We start from the raw sequence: 15,556 nt of genomic DNA on the forward strand, positions 1-15,556 counted from the left end.
CCAGCTCTGGGTCATCACGGTCGCGCTCCCCGACAGGGCCCACTGGTCCATCTTCGGGTGCCCTGGGAGCCGTACACAGACGCGGATCTCCGCGCGGGCGACCGTCGGCACGCACAGAACGAGAAGGGTCAACGGCAAGCACCAGGCGAAGACGCGAGGAAGCATCGGCAGTTCCCGAGGTGAACGCGCCCTCCCAAACCACCCCTGCGGTGATGATCGGGCATGCTCTGGTAGGCCGGCAATGGTGCCGAATGCATGGCAAAGGCGTCAATTTCTCCTCGTATCCCTGCACCGCACGAGGCCCCCTTCCCCCTTGACACGTCCCCCGCCGCCTCGGTTACGTTCCCCACATGGCTACACATCTACGCCCGAATACATCCGCCCAACCTGCCGCCGACATCTGCGCCGCGATCGCGGACGGCCTCGCGAGCGACGAAGCCACGAAGCACCTCGCGCCTCTGTGGGAATCGCTCACGGCCAAGGGCGACGCGCTCGCGGCGGAGGGCCGCAAGCAGGAGCGCGCGCTCGGCCGCGCGCGGGCGCGGCTCGCCGTTGCGGATGCGCAATGGGATCCCGAGGTCGCGTCGTTTGGCAGGGACGTCGTCGACAAGACGGGCGGCCGCCGAGATGTGCCGCCCTATACGCGGTTTTTCAAGGACGTCTCGCCGTCGGCGGCGCAGGCGTTCGGAATTGATCGCGAGGTGAAGCAAGGTCGCGAATGGCTCGACGAGCTCGGGCGGAACCCGGACGAGCCGCTCGCATTGAAATGGTCGCCGCGGCTCGGGACGGTGACGGACAAGCTCGACGACACCGCGAAGGAGCGCGCGAATGGGCTGCGCGCGCTGGCCTTGCAGGGCACGTCGGAGGAGCTTTACGTGGAGGACATCAACCTGGAGCTCGACCGGCTCGAAGGTGACCTGAAGAAGCTCTTCCCGGGGCAACCGAAGCGCGTCGCGGCCTTCCTGGAGCCAACGCGGCCGAAGCGGAAGCGTGAAGCGGGTGACGCGGACGAGGGTCCGGAGGGCGAGGATTCGTGAGGTAGACTGCGCAACTGGGTCGATCGAGGTGTCGAGCGACCCGGTTGCGTGAGGCGCGAGGGGCGATCGAGGTCTCGATCGACCTGGTTGCGTGAGGTGCGAGGGGCGATCGAGGTCTCGATCCACTTGGTTGCGTGAGGTGCGAGGGTCGATCGAGGTGTCGAGCGACCCGGTTGCGTGAGGCGCGAGGGGCGATCGAGGTCTCGATCCACCCGGTTGCGCGGCGCGCGAGGGGCGATCCAGGCGGGGAAAGCGGTTGACGCGTCGGCTGAGGGCCGGCAGGCTCGGGTGAGGTCGTACGATGCGTGGGGCTCCGGTGTTGTTCCTTCTGGCAAGCTGGCTCACGGCCTGTGGAGGGTCCAATGTGACTGCGACCCAGTGCAGAGCCCCCGAGTGGTGTGAGGAGCAGACCCCTCTTTGTCACAACAGTTGCGACCACAAGGGTGCCCAGCGTAGTTGCAACGATTGCTGCATTGAGATGCGTCGTAAGTGCCTCGACTGTGCGCCCAAAGAAGAGATAAATTTCGCTACCTGTGATCGACGCCTCTATCCCAGGAATTGATTATGCGATTCTCGTTCTTCATGATTGCCGCCCTGGTCCTCGCCTCCTGCGGGCGTGCCGAACCCTCCGAGGTCACGCTCGAACTCAAACAGCCCACGCGCGTGAATGGCTGCAACGTCTTCTTGCACCACGCGCTCGGCGGGGAGCCGCTCGGTGCAGATATCACCTACGTCTGCGACGTCCCCGAATCGTTCATCAACGAAAAGAATTGGTGGGGGGACGGCATGCAACCCCCGGCAACCGGCCTGTTGCTGGGTGACTGCCTACGCCTGGGCAATCGATTCTACTGCATGGAGAAGATCGAGCCCGGGAAAGCGGCCACGCTCAAAGCCACCTACGAGATCCTCCACGACCGCCGAATCGACCACCTCCGCCCCATCCGCTAGCCCTCAAAACGCCCCCCGCACCACCACCCCGCCAAACCCCGCCGAAACCACCGGCACCACCGCCACCCCCTTCCTCTCCCCCGCCCTCCCACTCGTCGCGACCAAATAAATCCCCGCCAGCGCCGACCCCACGTGCAGCCCGTACATCACGTATTGCAGCGTGTTGTACGTATTCCCCCGCGCACACGTCTCCCGCATCACCCCCGCCCCCACATCCGCCGACGTCTCCGCCGCCACGCACACGTTTTGCGCATCCGTGAACCTCGCCGCGAACGCGCTCGTTCGGATGGCCTCATTCACCTCGTACACCTGATACGTCGACAGAATCCCGAACCCCAGCGACACCGCGGACACGCCGAGCGCGCTCATCCCCACGACGAACCGTCCATCCCATCCCGCCTTCGCGGGCTCGTCCGCGCGCGCCATGCCCGGGACGACGGTCAGCGTGATGAGCGTGACGAAGGCGGATGCGACCGGGCCGGGCAACGCGATTTTTCTCATGGGCTCCTCCTTCGAGACGTGACAACGGCGCCAAGATGGGCGAGGAGAACCCGGGTTCCATGGCAAGAAAGCTCCTCTTCACGATCTCCTCGTACGCCTACCTCGAGCCCCGGTTCCTCGCGGCCGGCGAACTCGATCGCGGCGAGATCGTGCACAAGACCTTCCCCGACGGCGAGCGGTACCTCCGCGTCGCCGAGGACCCGTGGGGCCGCGACGTCGTGCTGCTCGGCGGCACCCCCACCGACCTCGACTGGCTCGAGCTCTACGACCTCGGCTGCGCCATCAGCACCGGCGGCGCCCGCTCCCTCTCCATCGTCATGCCGTATTTCGGCTACGCGACCATGGAGCGCGCCGTCCTGCCCGGCGAGGTCGTCACGGCCAAGACCCGCGCCCGCCTCATCTCGGCCATCCCCCCCTGCGAGGGCGGCACGCGCGTCTACCTCTTCGACCTCCACACCGACGGCATCCCCTACTACTTCGGCGACAGCCACGTCACCCACCACCTCTACGGCGCCCCCCTCGTCACGAAGCTCATCCAGCGCACGATGGACGGCCGCTCGTACCTGCTCGGCGCCACCGACGCCGGCCGCGCCAAGTGGGTCCAGAGCCTCGCGCGTGACCTCGATGTCGAGCCCGCGTTCGTCTACAAACGCCGCGATCCCGACACCGGCAAGCTCGCCGTCACGGGCGTCAACGCCGACGTGCGCGGCCGCGAGGTCGTCATCTACGACGACATGATCCGCACGGGATCCTCGCTCATCCAGGCCGCCGCGGCCTACCTCGCCGCCGGCGCCACGCGGTGCCACGCCGTCGCGAGCCACCTCGTCCTGCCCCCCGGCGCGCGCGAAAAACTCCAGGCGAGTGGCATGTTCGAGCACATTCTCGGCACCGACTCGCACCCGGGCAGCCAGCAGCTCGCGCCCTCCGCCATCGAGTCCGTCGCGCCGCTCTTCGTCCACGCGATCGAGCGGACGTACCGCATCTGAGAGGCGGGCCCAAATAGGTTGGAGCCTCCGCCGGTTCCGACTAGAACGTCGCCCCGGTGACTCTCGCTGCCGACGAACCGGAAGCCGCCCCCGAGCGGGCCACGCCGCCCCCCGTATCCGCGACCCCGACGCGCTTCGCGAACCTCGCAGAACGCGCGCTCGTCGCCTTGTGCCTCGGGATCATGGCGGTCTTGTTCCTCGACATGCTCACGTTCGGCCACGGGCGCGACCAGGGCATCTACACCCTCGTCGCGCGCGCCGTGGTCGAAGGCGGCATGCCTTACCGCGACGCCTGGGACTTCAAGCCCCCCGGCATCTTCCTGATCTACGCCCTCGCCCGGCTCCTGTTCGGCTCGGCCGAGTGGGGCATCCGCGTGGTGGAGATCGTGGGCCTCTCGCTCATGTCGTTCGGCATGGTCCGGCTCACGCGCAGGTTCTGGGGAAGTGGCCTCATCGGCCTCGTGGCCGCGACGATCGCCGTCTTCATCCACGCGCAGCTCGAGTTCTGGCACACGGCGCAGCCCGAGTCCTTCGGCGGCATGCTCACGATCGCCGCCCTGCTCTGCGTCCCGGCCCTCGGCCCTTCGGGACTGCCCTCGCACGCGGTGACGAAGGCGCGCTCGTATCTCGTCGCCGGGTTCCTCTTCGGGTTCGCCTTCCTCCTCAAGCCGCCGCTCGTGGGCGGCGCGGCGATCCTCGCGCTCCTGCCCGCGTGGTGGGATACGGACGCCGAACAGCCCACGATCGAGCGCCTCAAAGCTGCCGCGCAGAACCTGGTCCGCCCCTCGCTCCTGCTCGCGGCGGGCGGGGCGATCCCGATCGCGCTCTGCATTGCGTGGTTCGCCGCGCGTGGCGCGCTCGGCGATCTTCACCGCGTCCTTTTCGTCTTCACGCCCCATTATACGGCGCTCGGCTGGCACGGCGCGACCGTGACGGGCATGCTGTATTACGCGTTCACGGAGTGGCTCCAGCAATACGGCAGCGTCCCGACCGTGGGATTGCTCCTCGCGCTCGGCTTCGGCATCGGCGCAAAGGAGCGGCCGCTCGTCCTGCTCTCGCTCGGCATCGTGGTCATCCACCTCGTCGGCGTGGCCATGCAGGGGAAGTTTTTCCCGTACCATTACGGCGCCACGTGGCCGCTCACCGCCCTCTGCGCCGCGCTCGGGTATCACGCGCTCTTCCAATGGGCGCGGGCGCGCGGCGCCCTCGGCCTCGCGGGGTTTGCTCTTTTCGTCCTGTTCGTCCCGTTCGGCCGATCGGCCACGAAGGACGTCCCCGGCTCGTTCCTCGTGCGCTCGCAGAAGCGCCTCGCCATCGTGGCCGAGGGGTTCCGTGACCAGCGTGGGCTCGACGAGCTGAATAGCCTCTGCGACGTGAACATCGTGGCGCTGCGGGAGGTCTCGAATCTCCTCCGCCAGGAGGTCCCCACGAATCGCCCCATCTTCGTCTGGGGCTTCGTGCCGAACCTCTACGACATGGCGGATCGCGCCTCCTCGACGCGGTACATCTACGACATCCCGCAACGCGTGCCCTGGGCCAAGGAAGAGCACCGGCGTATTCTCATGGAGGATCTCCGCCATCGCCCGCCCGCCGCGATCGTCGTCCAGCATTACGACATCGTCGCCATGGTCACGGGAGACGGAATGGGCTCGGCCGACGCGCTCACGAGCTTCCCCGAGCTCCAGGCGCTCCTCGAGAATCAATACACGCTCGTCCGGACGATCGACGGATTCGACGTCTACCGGGAAATCGCCCGATGACGGCCCTGGTCCTCGAACCCGGCATCGCGGCGGAGGCGCCTTCCTCGGGCGGGGTGCGGGTCGTCGTCGAGCGCGCGCGGCGCGTCTTTGCCGGGAGCGGCGTGGTGCTCGACGGCCTCGACCTCGACGTCGCGGCCGGCACCTTCGTCGCCCTGCTCGGCCCCTCCGGTTGCGGCAAATCCACGCTCCTCCGCCTCGTCGCCGGCCTCGACCAGGCCGACGGGGGTTCGGTCCGGCTCGTCTCTCCGGACGGCGCCACGCGTCCGCGCATCGCATACGTGTTTCAAGACGCCCACCTGCTCCCCTGGCGCGACGTTCTCGACAACGCAGCCTTGCCGCTCGAACTGTCGGGCGTTTCTCGCGAGGAGAGGCGCGAGCAGGCGCTCGCCGCGCTCCAGCAGGTCGGTCTCGGCGACGCGGCGGCGCGGTATCCGGCGGAGCTGTCGGGCGGCATGAAGATGCGCGTCTCGCTTGCCCGCGCCCTCGTCACGCGCCCGAGCATCCTGCTCCTCGACGAGCCCTTCGCCGCCCTCGACGAGCTCACGCGCCAGAGGCTCGACGATCAACTCCGCGCGCTCTGGCTCGACCTCGGCATGACCGTCCTCTTCGTCACGCATTCGAACGCCGAGGCCGCTTACCTCGCCGAGCGTTGCATCGTCTTCTCCCGCCGCCCAGCGCGTATCCTCCTCGACGCCCCGATCGACCTGCCCCGCGAGCGCGCCGCCTCCCTGCGCAGCGATCCGCGCTTCGCCCGCGTGCTCGGCCCGCTCCAGGACGCGCTCCTCGCCGGGGAGGCGCCATGAAAAGGTCCCTCGCCGCCGCGGCCCCGCCGGTTCTCTCGCTCGTCCTCATGCTCGGCGTCTGGGAGGTGCTCGTGCGCGTCCTCGCGGTGCCGGCGTATCTCCTGCCCCCGCCGAGCCAGATCGCCGCCGCGTTCGCCGCCGACGCGACCACGCTCGCGCTCGCGACCTTGACCACGGCAAAAAGCGCGCTCCTCGGATTTGTGCTCTCCGGCGTGATCGGCGTCCTCGTGGCCGTCGCGCTCTCCGCCTCGCGCCTGCTCGAACGCGCGTTTTACCCCTACGCCGTCTTCCTGCAGACCGTGCCGATCGTGGCCATCGCGCCGCTGCTCGTGTTGTGGTTCGGGCCGGGCGAGCGCGCGGTCAGCGTGTCGGCGTTCATCGTGAGCGTGTTTCCGGTGGTGGCGAACGCGCTCTCCGGGCTGCGATCGGTGGAGCCCGCGCTGCGCGATCTGTTCCGCCTCTACGGCGCGGGCAAGCTCCGCACGCTCGTGCTCTTGAGCTTGCCCTCGTCCTTGCCGAGCATCGTCACAGGCCTGCGCATCGCAGGCGGGCTCGCGGTGATCGGGGCGATCGTGGGTGAATTCGTGGCGGGCTTCGCCGAGGGCACGCCCGGGCTCGGCATCCTCATCATGAGCGCGCCGCGGCAGCTCCGAACCGACCTGCTCTTCGCAGCCGTGCTCTGCGCCTCGGCGCTCGGGCTCGGCTTGTTCGGCGCGACGAACCTCGGCGGCTGGCTCTTGCTCCGGCGGTGGCATCCGTCGGAGAAGAACTGATGCGAGCGCTCAGCGCGCGTACTTGGCGTTCCGGTCCCTGATACCGGCCGCCAACATCTCGACCGCCGACGAGATCCGACGCGCGCGCGTCTCAGGCTTCTTCGCCTCCTCGATCCAGCCGACGTACTCCTTGCGATGCGACGGCGCGAGCGCATCCCAGGTCATGCTCGCCGTGCTGCTCTTCGCAAGCGCCGCCGCCAGATCCGCCGGCGCCGGCACGTTCGCCGTCTTCTTCGCCGCGCCCGCGCGCTTCTTCATCGCACCCGGCGCCGCAGCCGAGTTCTCCTTGCGTGCAACGGTCGCCTCAGGCTTGAAGCGCAGCGCCGACCAAGTCTCGTCGATCGCGACCTGCGCAACCCCACCCCAGCCAGCCTCCTCGATCACGTTCCAGCCGACGTCCCGCGTGAGATCCGTCTCCACCTTGGAGCTCTTCTTCGGATAAGCAATCCAGAGGACGCCGCCCTGGCGCACCGCAGAGATCGCCTTCAATCCGCCCTTCTCGAGCTCCTTCGCCTTCTCGACGAACAACACGACGACGTCAAACGACCCACGCGCCGCCGTCGACACGCTCGCGCCCTCGGGCAACGGTTCGAGCAGGTCCGCGCGTCCGTCTGGGGCGCCGAGGAGAAGGACGCGTGTGTCCGGTTTGATCTGGAGTTTCTTGGAGAGGGGGCTCGAGGTGGTGGTCATGGCAAACGCTCTCGCGCCCATGCTACAGGCATTTCCGCGTTCGGGGTGGAACACGGTTTGCCCCGACGTGCTCGCGCCACGCGCGCTCTGCCTCGAAGGAGTCACCCCCATGTACATCGTGGTCAACACCATCCGGGCCCCCGAGCACGAGCTTTCACGGATCAAACGAGCCTTCCGCGACACAGCGCACGACCTCGACCAGTTCGAGGGCTTTCTCGGCATCGAGCTCTGGCAAGACGACGGCGCCCTGCTCGCAGTCTCCCGCTGGTCCACACGCGAAGCATTCCTCGCCTACCCGCGCTCCGAGCTGTTCCGCAAGCACCACAAGGGTCTGCGCGGCGAGAAGGCAATGACCGCCGCGCAGATCAAGATGTACGAGGCCGAAGCGATCGCCTGAGGCAAGCAGCCACGTTGAGGCGCCGCGCTGGGGCGTTGCCCCAGACCCCACCAGGGGCTGTCCGCCCCTGGACCCGGACCAGCGCAAGCGCTGGACTCGGGGTCGATGAACTGCGCGATGCGCAGTTCATCGAACGAGCCGGGTCAAGACCAACGACGATCCTGCCCATCAAGACAGCCGCGCTGCCATTTCGATCGGCAACGCCGTCCCACCGTCCCGTTGGAAGAACTGCGCACCGCGCAGTTCTTCCACAAATGGTCCAGGGCTTGCCCTGGTTCGGGTCGAGGGGCGAAGAGCCCCCGCGGGGCCCGGGGCAGAGCCCCGGCGCGGCGGCCCTAGGCGCCATGGGACCAAGGTCCTATATCCGGCGCCCGGGGGCTCATCGTAAAGGACGTGAAGACATCAGGGAGCGCATCTCTGATGGGGAGGATTGATCTGTCATGTCAGCACCCAATACCCAATCCGCGTCCGCCGAAGGGCTCGACCTCGTTTTCTGGGACCCGTCGGGGTACCGGTGGAATGGCCCCGGCGACTGGAACCAGTGGCGTTACATCCCCGATGGGCTGGGCGGCGAGATCGGCATTCGATTCGGCGTCAGCGCTGGCTTCGGCACCTTCGACTGGAACCTGGGGGGCGTGCCCCCGCGCGGTTCGGTCAATGACGGCACCGGCGCCTCGTCGTTCGGGAAGAACGAGCAGACGGGCATGGCGTCGAAGAGCGTCAATGCGATCCGCATGCAGGCGAACAAGCAGTTCACGGGCGCCCGGAACAACTTCACGGTCGAGCTCGACTTCTCCCGCTACAAGGGCTCGAGGGTCGGGGGCAAGGACGGCGTCGCGGGGGCAAACACCCTCGTCGGCGTGAGCGACATCTACGCGGGCCTGACGTACGCCAAGACGACGGTCACCATCACCGGCACGCTCGAAGGCGGCGGCGCCGCCAGCCCGGCTGGCTGGAAGCTGTACAATGGCGGCGTCGCGCCGAACACCTCGGGGGGCAATCAGCCGAGCGCGCAGTTGAGCCTCGTGAACGGCGTGCTGCAAGGAACCAACAGGCCGGCTCCCGGGGGCCAGGCCAATTCGATCGACACCGTGATGGGCCTGGTGCGGCTCGACGCGGCCGGCTGCAAGACCCTGCGCTTGAGTTATGACCTCTACCCGATGCCGGGTAGCTGGGGGCCGCGCGTCGACAATTCGGGGCTGTACGTCGCCTCCGCCTTCCCGCGCAAGCCCGCCGAGCCGCCCAAGCCCGTCGAGCCGCCGAAGGCCGCCGAGCCGCCCGCGAAGCCGACCACCCCCACGGTCGTGATCAAGGATCCCGGGAAGCCCGGGACCACGACCAGCTATACCTACACCGTGAAGAACCCGGACGGCTCGATCGCGGGCAAGGGCTGCTTCACCTACGAGACCCCGGCCGACGGCGGCCCGCCTAAGCTGGTCGCGTTTTATTACCACGACAAGGTGGTCGGCACGATCAACCAGAGCAACGTCCAGACGTTTTATTTCGATGGGGAGGGTGACGACAAACGCTTCACGTTCGTCACGGGGACCCCGGCCAAGGGAATCTGCAGCCTGACCGCCGACACGACCCTGCCGGCGCAGCTCACCGGAATCGGCGGCGAAGGCCCGCAGAGCTACCTCGGCAAGACGATCGACTTCCCGAAGGTCGCCACGGGGACCACGGTCGCGGAGGAGAGCACGTCCGTTCCTCAAGTCGATCTCGTCGTGGTCATCGATTCGAGCGTGTCGATGAAGGACGAGGCGGACGCGCTGAACCAGGCGGTCGCCGCGGCCATCGAGGCGGCCAAGACCAAGTGCCCCTCGGACCTGCGCGTCACGTACCTGGGCATCGAAGGGACGTTCAAGAACACGCGCTTCGAGACCACGGTCCGCAATTACCTGACCGACGTCGCCAAGGCAGACGAGGCGGCACTGCGGGGTCGCAAGAAGGGCACGGTCTCGGGCGGCGGCGCGCAGGAGGACGGGGCACGCGCAATCGAGGACGTGATCACCCATTACGACTGGCGGCCCAGCGCCAAGCGCGCGGTCTTCTTCCTCGGCGACGAGGCATTCGAGGGCGGCGGCCAGGTCGACAAGGACGACATCGCCGAGGCCAACCGCGCCATCGACGCCGCCAAGAAGAACGACGTCCGCGTCCACACCTACCTCGGCACGAGCGGCGCAAAGGAGAAGCAGCGCAAGGCGCTGGAGGACGAATTCGCGCGCGTGGCCACCGAGACCGGCGGCAAGGCCTTCACCTCGAAGGACGCGCTGAACGGCTTCCAGGCCCTCCTCGAGAAGGTGATCTGCGGCAGCAAGTCGAGCACGGCGACCACGACGGAGTTCTGCTGCTGCCAGGAATACGTGGAGTCCGAAGGCTGACGCAAACCGCCGCGCCGGGGCTCTGCCCCGGGCCCCGCGGGGGCTGTCCGCCCCTCGACCCGGACCAGGCACGGCCTGGACCGAGGGTGGAAGAACTGCGCGATGCGCAGTTCTTCCAACGGGCCGGTGAGACGGGGTTGCCAGTCGAAATGGCAGCGCGGCGGTTTCGGTTTGGCAGGGTCGTCGCCGGTCTTGCCTCGGGCCTGTTCGATGAACTGCGCATCGCGCAGTTCATCGACCCCGGGTCCAGCGCTTGCGCTGGTCCAGGTCCAGGGGCGGATAGCCCCGGTGGGGCCTGGGGCAAAGCCCCAGCGCAGCGCCTGCCAAGATGCATCACGCAGCCGCCGTTGCCAGCCGATCCCTGTCCCCGTGATACGACAGCGCCTTCCCCCGGAAGCCGCCGTCGTGCACGCCGAAACGCGCGCCGAATGTCGAGCGCAGGATCGACCCCACGGCGTCTGCCGCCGAGATGCCCCCCACGAGCAGCAGGCATGCGGCTTTCCGCGCCCCATCGATCTCGGAGAGCCCTTGCTCGCCCACGGCCCGCGCGGAGAAGCCCAGACGCACCGAGAGCACCCCGAGCGGCGACAGCGGGCCGAGCCGGCTCAGCCATTGCCATTCCGCGGGCAAGAATGCGCGGCCGAGATACGGGGTGATTTCCACGGTATCGGCGCCACGCAAGAGGCGCAGGCGCAGGAGCTCGGCGGCGCTGTCGGGGAACCGGTGCGTCGTGTGCGCGGCCGGCTCGAAACGGATGCGCACCCCGTCCGCGGCGAGCCGCAGGCCGAGCGCCTGGCAATGGCCTCGGTAAATGCCCTCCGCGGGCTGGTACCGCCGCGCTGCGAAGACGTCGCGCCGGAAGGCGACGTTGTTTGCATAAAAGTTTCGCGTCGTGCCCTCGCCGAGGGGGCTCGGGAAGTACATGAAATCGATCGCGGTCGCGGCGATGCCGAAGAGGTCGTCCCGGTACGTAGTCCGGCCGGCCACGACCTCGGTGCCCGGATCCGCGGCGAAGGGCGTGAGCAGACGCTCGAGCCAGGCGGGGTCGGGCCAGCAATCGGCGTCGCCGAAAACCACGACGTCCGCGGTGGTGGCGTCGAAGCCGCGGTTCTTGGCATCGTAATACCCGACCTCCGCGCCGATTTCGAGAAACCGTACCTCGCGCCCCATCGCCTCCCCGAGGCGCGCTTGCTCCCGAGGAGAGAGGCCGTCGTGCGTGATCACGATCTCGTCGAGCTCGCGGAGCGGGAACGTCTGCGCCCCGAGGTGGCGGAGCAGGCGTTCGAGGCTCTGCACGATACGCTCCTTTTCGGTGGTGCCTCGCAGGTTGTTGGTCTCGAGGACGAGGGCGGCGCTGGGGCGATTCGTGGTCTTCATGAATGAACCTCCTTGGGGTGTTGGGTCGAGACGGAGAGCATCCGCCGCGCAGGGGTGGATGCGGCGATATCGAGGAGAATGCGGGCCCAGCTCTCGTGGATCCTGCCCACGAGGGCGGAGGCCGAGGGGCGCGCGAGGGCCGCGCCCGCCGAGGGGCCGAGGGCGCGGAGGGAGCGACGCAGGCGGGTTTCGAGGCGGCCGGGGGCGTCGAGCTCGACGCCGGCAAACGCGCCCGCGGGGCATGACGCGAAGACATTCGTGTTTTGCCGTTGCTCCGGCTGGTCCGTGAGGAGCGCGAGGAGCGGGACCCCGAAGAGCCGCGCCATCCCCACCGCGCCCATGCCCGGCGCCGAGACGAGGAGATCCGCCGCGGCCGCGACGCTGCCGAAATCGGGATCGTAAGGCCGAAAGGCAGGGCGCGCGGCATACCCCTCGCCCACCGCGTGCATCACGTACCCCTCCGCAGCGAGGGATTCTTCGATGGCCGAGGCCACGGCCGGATCCGCGAAATGGGGATTGAGGTACACGGCCGCGAGGCGCGCGCCCGGGGCAAGGTTGAGCGAGGCCCGCACGTCGGCCGCGGACCTACGCGGCGCCGCGACGATGGGCAGGAGGCGGTGGCTTCGTCGCGCAGGATCCCCATCCCCGGCGAGGGGCGCGGCGAGGGTATGCTCGATCCGCGCGTGGGCCCGATCCCGCAAGGCCCGCACGAGCGCGCCGAACCCCTTGTGGGCGAGCGCCGGGCCGCGGCCCTCGAAATGGCCCTCGATGGCGCGCCAGATGTTCTCGCCATACACGTGGACCACGGGGCACGGGAGCGCGTGGCCCTCGCCGGCCGGGCGCGAGCCAGTGAGGAGCAAGAGCGGGTGGAAATCGTTCACCACGTACGCCGCGCCCCGCGCGAATTCGGAGAGGCGCCCGAGATCCGCGGCGCCGCGGCTCGGGGTGAAGAGATATCGCAGAATACACGCCTCGGTCCGGGCCCGGGCCATGTTCTGGTGGGCGTCGTAGGCCAAGCTGTAATGGGCGGACAAAAGCTCGGAGGGCGTGCCAAGGGCCTGGAGGAAGGACCGACCCTCCTCCGAGGTGGTCATCACGTCCACGCGAACGCCGTGCCGGGCGAGCAGGCCCCGCACGAGGTGAGCGCGCATCAAATGGCCGCGGGCGTCCGCGGCGGCGAGCCATACGATCCGCAAAGCAACCTCCCTTCGACACGAGGAGGTTGCACCCGCCGTATGGACGGCGCGCTAGCGCGGGGGTGAAACGTCGTCGGAAGGGATGTGGACGCCGTGTGAAACGAGCGGGAGGCGGAGGAGGAAGAGCGCGCCTTTCCCCGGCTTCGATGCGGCCACGAGGCTGCCGCCGTGGGCCTCGACGATGGCCTTGGCGAGGGCGAGGCCGAGGCCCGTGCCCTGGCCCTTTCCCGCGGGCCGGTCCGTGAAGAATCGGTCGAAGATACGCGGCAGGTTCTCCGGCGGGATGCCGGGACCGGTGTCCTCGACCTCGATCACGCATTGCCCGGCCTCCGCGCGGACGCGCGCCCGCACGGTGCCGCCCTCGCCGGCGAAATCGGCGGCGTTGTCGAGCAGGTTGCGGACCGCCGCCTCGATGCGGGCCGGGACGACCTCGACCGGCGCAGGCGCGGCGTCGAGCTCGAAGGTGATGCCCGCGTGGCGCTCGTCCTTCTGGAGGGCCGAGGCGATGGCGGCGACGAGCTCCGCGGCATCGAGCGCCGTCCGCTCCTCGCTGGGCAAGCCGGCCTCGGCGCGCGCGAGCTCGAGGAACTGGCTCACGAGCGCGTCGAGCCGCTTGCTCGAATCGAAGAGGACCTGGCGCAGGCGTTCGATCCGCGCGGGGTTCGGCGGGCCCTCGCCGGGCAGGGCCTCGGCGGCGGCGCGCACCGCGGCGACCGGGCTCTTCAGCTCGTGGACGAGGTCGGCCATGAAGGCGTGGTTCTTCTGGCTGCGCTCGGCGATCGCGGCGAGCAGGGTGTTGAAGGCGCCCGCGAGGTCGCCAAACTCGTCCTTTTCGCGCACGGGGATCGGCGGGCCGGAGAGGGGACGCGAGGCCCGATCGAGGACCTCGGCGCGGAGCTCCTCGATGGGCCGGACGATGCGGCGGCCGAGCCACCACGCGAGCGCGAGGCCGCCGACGAGCACGAAAAAGCTCAACTTGAGGAGCGGATACCGCACGTCGGAGATCGCGCGGATGACCCGCGGCGAGCTCTTCTGCGCAAGCACCACGCGCGCGGGGGTCGTCAAAGGGACACGCAGGGCGGCATGGCAAACGAGGAGCTTGCCTCCGAGCGCGCGCTCGCAGCCCTCGGCGTGCCCCTCGGCAAGCGCGCGCTGGACCTCGGGACGCTCGGCGAGGCGCGGCGCGAGCTCCTCGTAGGTGCGAAGCGTGGGCGCGCCGTCGGGGCCGAAGAAGAGATCGCCAATCCGGTCCCGCAGCGAGGTGGCCGGTTCGTGATCGTGATCCGCGACGACGACCCCCGCGCCGTCGATCACGCGGAGCCGCACCCGCTCGCCCGCCGCGGCCTCTTCGATCGACGCCGCGAGCGTGGAGGAGGCGTCGGGGTTCGTGGCGACGATCGATCGAGCCGCCTCGGCCGCGCGAAGGACGCGGGCACGCATGCGATCCTCTTCGCCTGCGTCGTCGTACCGGGCGCCGAAGACGATCCCCACGGGCGCGAGGACGACCGCGAGGACCACGGCGAACGTACGGCGCCGGAGGGAGTGCTTCCTACGCGCCACGGTCCTTGTACCGATACCCCGCGCCGACCACGGTCTCGATGCCGTCGAAGGCCGGCTCCACGGCCTCGAACTTGCGGCGCAGGCGTCGCACGTAGGTGTCGACGAGGCGCGCGTCGACCACGCTCTCGTCGCCACGCGCGAGCTCGAGCAGCCGCTCGCGGGAGAAGACGACGCCCGGGCGAGCGACGAGCGCCTCGAGGAGGCGGAACTCGGTGAGGGTCACGGCGATCGGCGTGTCGTGGTAGCGCGCCTCGATCCGCTCTGGATCGAGGCGCAGTGGCCCCGCAGCGACCACGCCCCGGGACGTCGCCGCGCTGCCCGGCGCCTGCTTTCGGCGCAGGAGCGCGTGCACGCGCAGGAGGAGGACGCGGGTGCTGAACGGCTTGGCCACGTAGTCATCGGCGCCAAGCTCGAGCCCGAGCGCCTCGTCGATCTCGGAATCACGCGAGGTGAGGAGGATGAGGGGCACGAGGTTGCCCGCCTCGCGCAGGCGCCGGCACAAGCTGAAGCCATCGAGGCGCGGCATGTTGACGTCGCTGATCACGAGGTCCGGGCGATCCCGCGTGATTCGAGCAAACCCTTCGAGCCCATCCTTCGCGACGATCACCTCGTGCCCCGCGTCCTCGAACGCGAGGGAGAGCACGGAAGCGAGCGCAGCGTCGTCCTCGATGAGGAGAAGTTTTCCCATCAATGCGCCTTCGCTTTCCGAAGCCGCTGCGCTGGGGCGTTGCCCCAGGCCCCACCGGGGCTATCCGCCCCTGGACCCGGACCAGCGCAAGCGCTGGACCCGGGGTCGATGAACTGCGCGATGCGCAGTTCATCGAACAGGTCGCGTCGATACTGGAGTTCCCTCGCTCTGTCGCTCCCGTCATGCATCGGGCCCCTCCCCTGGAAGCGGTCGCCGGTCGAATCGCGCGCCCTCGGACGCCGGAAGAACGTGGACGAGCATGTTCGGATGCATTGCGCCGATTTCGACGAAGGTGGCTCGCGCTTGCCGCAACGACTAGAAGTCATCTCATAAAAATAGGCGAGGAGCGCCCTGAGGTACAGGACGATGCATCCGAGGTGGACGAAGCCGAGGAAGTTCTCGGCGTAGCGCTCGTACCGTACCACCATGCGGCGGAAGCTTTGGAGCCAGGCGAAGAGG

The 15,556-nt window shown here is 68.9% G+C and carries 14 protein-coding genes; 8 read left to right on the forward strand and 6 right to left on the reverse strand.

Annotated elements, in window-relative coordinates:
- Positions 1-350: 350 nt before the first annotated feature.
- On the forward strand, positions 351-1,037 hold the full coding sequence (locus tag KEG57_RS54155; protein ID WP_272427816.1) for a hypothetical protein: 687 nt from the start codon (positions 351-353) through the stop codon (positions 1,035-1,037).
- A gap of 564 nt (positions 1,038-1,601) precedes the next feature.
- Positions 1,602-1,985 (forward strand): hypothetical protein, encoded by a 384-nt coding sequence (locus KEG57_RS54160; RefSeq protein ID WP_272427815.1) that lies wholly within the window; start codon positions 1,602-1,604, stop codon positions 1,983-1,985.
- A 3-nt stretch (positions 1,986-1,988) separates the two neighbouring features.
- Here KEG57_RS54160 and KEG57_RS54165 read toward each other — a convergent pair whose 3' ends face one another.
- On the reverse strand, positions 1,989-2,486 hold the full coding sequence (locus tag KEG57_RS54165; protein ID WP_272427814.1) for a hypothetical protein: 498 nt from the start codon (positions 2,484-2,486) through the stop codon (positions 1,989-1,991).
- A gap of 59 nt (positions 2,487-2,545) precedes the next feature.
- On the opposite strand from KEG57_RS54165, the gene prs reads away from it, so the two are divergent.
- The 4 genes from prs to KEG57_RS54185 are packed head-to-tail and all read left to right on the forward strand — an operon-like array spanning position 2,546 to position 6,808.
- The gene (gene prs / locus KEG57_RS54170; RefSeq protein WP_272427813.1) at positions 2,546-3,472 is read left to right on the forward strand and encodes a ribose-phosphate diphosphokinase; all 927 of its coding nucleotides are present in this window, start codon (positions 2,546-2,548) and stop codon (positions 3,470-3,472) included.
- Positions 3,473-3,528: 56 nt separating this feature from the next.
- Positions 3,529-5,232 carry an ArnT family glycosyltransferase gene (locus KEG57_RS54175; RefSeq protein ID WP_272427812.1) on the forward strand — a complete coding sequence of 568 codons (1,704 nt, stop codon included), beginning with the start codon at positions 3,529-3,531 and terminating at the stop codon, positions 5,230-5,232.
- Positions 5,229-6,035, forward strand: coding sequence for an ABC transporter ATP-binding protein (locus KEG57_RS54180; protein WP_272427811.1), 807 nt, complete (start codon positions 5,229-5,231; stop codon positions 6,033-6,035). The genes KEG57_RS54175 and KEG57_RS54180 overlap by 4 nt, the downstream gene beginning before the upstream one ends.
- Complete coding sequence (locus KEG57_RS54185) at positions 6,032-6,808, forward strand: ABC transporter permease (RefSeq protein WP_272427810.1); 777 nt, start codon at positions 6,032-6,034, stop codon at positions 6,806-6,808. Before KEG57_RS54180 ends, KEG57_RS54185 begins: the two co-directional genes overlap by 4 nt.
- Before the next feature lie 9 nt (positions 6,809-6,817).
- Here KEG57_RS54185 and KEG57_RS54190 read toward each other — a convergent pair whose 3' ends face one another.
- Positions 6,818-7,498 carry a YdeI/OmpD-associated family protein gene (locus KEG57_RS54190; protein ID WP_272427809.1) on the reverse strand — a complete coding sequence of 227 codons (681 nt, stop codon included), beginning with the start codon at positions 7,496-7,498 and terminating at the stop codon, positions 6,818-6,820.
- On the opposite strand from KEG57_RS54190, the gene KEG57_RS54195 reads away from it, so the two are divergent.
- The gene (locus KEG57_RS54195) at positions 7,497-7,895 is read left to right on the forward strand and encodes an antibiotic biosynthesis monooxygenase family protein (protein WP_272427808.1); all 399 of its coding nucleotides are present in this window, start codon (positions 7,497-7,499) and stop codon (positions 7,893-7,895) included. The two genes, KEG57_RS54190 and KEG57_RS54195, sit on opposite strands and share 2 nt — an antisense overlap.
- 440 nt (positions 7,896-8,335) lie before the next feature.
- The gene (locus KEG57_RS54200) at positions 8,336-10,276 is read left to right on the forward strand and encodes a vWA domain-containing protein (RefSeq protein ID WP_272460070.1); all 1,941 of its coding nucleotides are present in this window, start codon (positions 8,336-8,338) and stop codon (positions 10,274-10,276) included.
- 333 nt (positions 10,277-10,609) lie between these two features.
- On the opposite strand, the gene KEG57_RS54205 is transcribed toward KEG57_RS54200, so the two are convergent.
- The 4 genes from KEG57_RS54205 to KEG57_RS54220 are packed head-to-tail and all read right to left on the reverse strand — an operon-like array spanning position 10,610 to position 15,097.
- Complete coding sequence (locus KEG57_RS54205) at positions 10,610-11,653, reverse strand: glycosyltransferase family 2 protein (protein WP_272425365.1); 1,044 nt, start codon at positions 11,651-11,653, stop codon at positions 10,610-10,612.
- Positions 11,650-12,849 carry a hypothetical protein gene (locus KEG57_RS54210; RefSeq protein WP_272425364.1) on the reverse strand — a complete coding sequence of 400 codons (1,200 nt, stop codon included), beginning with the start codon at positions 12,847-12,849 and terminating at the stop codon, positions 11,650-11,652. Before KEG57_RS54210 ends, KEG57_RS54205 begins: the two co-directional genes overlap by 4 nt.
- 51 nt (positions 12,850-12,900) lie before the next feature.
- Positions 12,901-14,409 carry a sensor histidine kinase gene (locus KEG57_RS54215; protein WP_272425363.1) on the reverse strand — a complete coding sequence of 503 codons (1,509 nt, stop codon included), beginning with the start codon at positions 14,407-14,409 and terminating at the stop codon, positions 12,901-12,903.
- Positions 14,399-15,097 (reverse strand): response regulator transcription factor, encoded by a 699-nt coding sequence (locus KEG57_RS54220; protein ID WP_272425362.1) that lies wholly within the window; start codon positions 15,095-15,097, stop codon positions 14,399-14,401. Before KEG57_RS54220 ends, KEG57_RS54215 begins: the two co-directional genes overlap by 11 nt.
- Positions 15,098-15,556: the final 459 nt, after the last annotated feature.

The sequence above is a fragment of the Polyangium jinanense genome, from assembly GCF_028435365.1.

Bases quoted from the DNA above. Each gene is read 5' to 3' on its own strand.
- KEG57_RS54155 (WP_272427816.1), top strand. From the start codon at position 351: ATGGCTACACATCTACGCCCGAATACATCCGCCCAACCTGCCGCCGAC.
- KEG57_RS54160 (WP_272427815.1), top strand. From the start codon at position 1,602: ATGCGATTCTCGTTCTTCATGATTGCCGCCCTGGTCCTCGCCTCCTGC.
- KEG57_RS54165 (WP_272427814.1), bottom strand. From the start codon at position 2,486: ATGAGAAAAATCGCGTTGCCCGGCCCGGTCGCATCCGCCTTCGTCACG.
- prs (WP_272427813.1), top strand. From the start codon at position 2,546: ATGGCAAGAAAGCTCCTCTTCACGATCTCCTCGTACGCCTACCTCGAG.
- KEG57_RS54180 (WP_272427811.1), top strand. From the start codon at position 5,229: ATGACGGCCCTGGTCCTCGAACCCGGCATCGCGGCGGAGGCGCCTTCC.
- KEG57_RS54185 (WP_272427810.1), top strand. From the start codon at position 6,032: ATGAAAAGGTCCCTCGCCGCCGCGGCCCCGCCGGTTCTCTCGCTCGTC.
- KEG57_RS54195 (WP_272427808.1), top strand. From the start codon at position 7,497: ATGGCAAACGCTCTCGCGCCCATGCTACAGGCATTTCCGCGTTCGGGG.
- KEG57_RS54190 (WP_272427809.1), bottom strand. From the start codon at position 7,498: ATGACCACCACCTCGAGCCCCCTCTCCAAGAAACTCCAGATCAAACCG.
- KEG57_RS54200 (WP_272460070.1), top strand. From the start codon at position 8,336: ATGTCAGCACCCAATACCCAATCCGCGTCCGCCGAAGGGCTCGACCTC.
- KEG57_RS54205 (WP_272425365.1), bottom strand. From the start codon at position 11,653: ATGAAGACCACGAATCGCCCCAGCGCCGCCCTCGTCCTCGAGACCAAC.
- KEG57_RS54220 (WP_272425362.1), bottom strand. From the start codon at position 15,097: ATGGGAAAACTTCTCCTCATCGAGGACGACGCTGCGCTCGCTTCCGTG.